Source organism: Mesorhizobium sp. M0016 (assembly GCF_040324035.1).
GTDB lineage: Bacteria > Pseudomonadota > Alphaproteobacteria > Rhizobiales > Rhizobiaceae > Mesorhizobium.
Genome location: NZ_JAMYVM010000056.1, coordinates 1 through 2,579, shown reverse-complemented (window position 1 = coordinate 2,579; position 2,579 = coordinate 1). Strand labels below are relative to the sequence as shown.

The window sequence follows — 2,579 nt, the reverse complement described above, 5'->3', positions numbered from 1 at the left end:
CTCCGGCCACTGCCCTATCATCTGGCCATCACGGAACAGCCGCACATCATACACGCCGGTGCTGGTCCGGCCATTCGGCTGCGAGATTTCCGTTAGCTCGCCAACCAGAACCGTTACGAGCGCTACGTCCGGAGTCAGGCCCTGCGCTACATCCCTGATATCCACATACGGTTGGACACGGTTTAGGTCTGCCAGGGAACGTACTGGTCGAAACGTATCCTTACATGCGTTTGAATTCTCAATCTCGTGGCAAGCAACAAGTCGGCCAAGCAAATTGGGCTCGTAGTAGTCGCGCATAAAAATCTCGGGCCGGAGCGGCGAAAGTGGATCGTCCTCCATCCGCCAGTAGAGGGGCAAAAATTCGTCAAGTCCACGTGTATCAAACCGGCTGTCGTCGGCAAAAACACTCCACTGGGAGCTTCCCACGAACTCAACCAAACCTGCCATCCGTTCTCCGGAGTGAGCGTCCCACAGACTGGTCGATCCGTCAGAGCTTGCCGTTGCGATCAAAGCTCCATCGTCTGAGAATGCTAAAGAGTTTATGGCCGCCAAATGGCCGACGAGCCGAAAACGCAACTTCCCGTCACCTACACTCCAAACGCGCGCAGCGCCGTCGTCGTCGCCTTCAGCAACGAGCTTTCCATCTGCGGAGAAGGCCACCGAATTCGGCAAAATCCCGTCCGCAGGAAATGTCTGGACGAGCTTGCCTGTTCGAGCATCCCAAAGTTGCACTGCTTCAAGTTCTGAATTGGTAGACGCTATGTGAGAGCCGTCACGAGAGAACGCCACGGACGTAACACCTGCGGGGTAGTACTCAGGCTCGTCGTTTCTCGCGCCAAGCTCGTGCAGCAGCTTCCCGTCAGATACGCGCCAAACCTTCGCGGTAAGCTCGGAGGTGCCCGCTGATACTATGTACTTGCCATCGGGCGAGAAGACCGTTGATGCGATTGAAAAACTGGCTGCGTGCAAGGTCCGCACCAAGGATCCGCTCGAGACCTTCCAAACTCGTAGGGTACCGTCTCCTTGACCCGAAACCAGTAATTGTCCGTCCGGCGAAAACGCAACCGATCGGACTCCAACTAGTCCCCCCGCGGCCCCCGTGTCTTGAGATGGCAAATCACGAAAGGGAGCCCCATTGCCGGCCAGCCATATCTTGACCGTGTTGTCCTCGCCACCGGACGCAACTAGCGTTCCGTCGGAAGAAAAGGCAACCGATGTCGCCGGTCCCTCGTGGCCCAAAAAAGTGCGAACGAGCTGTCCCGAACTCAGACTCCAGAGCCTTACCGACCCATCGCCATTTCCCGTCAGGACCGATTTGTTCGTAGGAGAAAACGCGACCGAAAGGGTGGGAGCGGCTGTCCCTCCAAAATTCAACATCAGTTGCCCGGTCGAAACGTTCCAGAGTCTGACAATGCCATCCTCGCCGCCGGACAGTGCCCAACTTCCGTCGAAGGACACGGCCACTGAGTTGACGCCAAAACTGTTGGTCCTCATCGTGAGGGAAGTGGTGCCGGTAGCTACGTCCCAAAGTCTCATTGTGCCGTCGGCACTTCCTGACAGTATCCTGCCGCCGTCAGGCAAAACCGCTACTGAGTTCACGCTGCTGGTGTGACCCCTGAGAACAACCAGAATGGCATTTGTAGAATTGGTCCAGACGTTAATTGTGTTGTCATCGAGCATCTGGGCAGAAACAAATCGCTGACCGTCTCGTGAGAATCCCACGGAAAGAACCTGCGCTGAATGGCCTTCAAGCATCACTGGAGGGGATTTCGATGAAATATCCCACAAGGCGACAGTAGAGTCTCGCAGACCCGCCAAAACGCGGCCATCGGCCAGGGAGACCGCAATAGACGTAACGCCTGAAAGAACACTTCTCTGTTCTATTAAATGTCCATCGACGCTCCACAATTCAATCGCATCTGGTGAGTCCAGCGCTATGACAACGGCCTGATCGTCGCGCGAAAATGAAACCGAATTAACTGTCCCATCCCAGCGTTTTCTGAGTGATCGGATAAGTTTTCCTGTGTGAACTTCCCATATATCGACAGTTCCGTCGTCGCTTCCCGAAAGCGCTTTTTTGCCGTCGTGAGAGAATGCTACAGCATTCACGGCGGCGAGGTGCCCTGGCAAGGTTCGGATCAAAATGCCAGTACTCATCTGCCAAAGTTTCACGGTGGCATCTTTGCTTCCAGACAACGCGAGATCTGCAGCAGGGGAAATGGCGACCGATCTGACTTCACCCGTATGACCGGTGTTAATCAACAGCGTCGCCTGGGACTCTGCCCTAGCCACAGTAATTAGCAGCAGAAGGAGCGGCAAAATGAAACATGGCTTCACTGCAGTTAACGTCATTTGCTCCACCTCCTAGTGGCTATCGGGCCACGATCACTTCCTCTGTTCTTTTGACGAAATCGAACAGAGCTGGTGTCTGGGCGTGGCGGGTGGTGTCCTCGAGGAGGTTGGGATCGGGGCTTGAGTCCCTGGTCGTCCTGATCTTGCCGGCGAGCACGTCCTGATAGAGCCCAGGCACTCGGGTCTCGGCATAGGTCAGCCATTCCTTCATGGTGATAGCGCCGTCG

The 2,579-nt window shown here is 55.7% G+C and carries 2 protein-coding genes; both read right to left on the bottom strand.

Annotated elements, in window-relative coordinates; translation table 11 throughout:
* Nucleotides 1–2,352, bottom strand: a 2,352-nt coding sequence (locus NKJ88_RS32815) for a WD40 repeat domain-containing protein (protein WP_352446963.1), incomplete at its 3' end; no start/stop codon positions are given.
* A 19-nt stretch (nt 2,353–2,371) separates the two neighbouring features.
* Nucleotides 2,372–2,579: hypothetical protein (locus tag NKJ88_RS32810; protein WP_352446962.1), on the bottom strand; the 208-nt coding region annotated here is incomplete at its 5' end.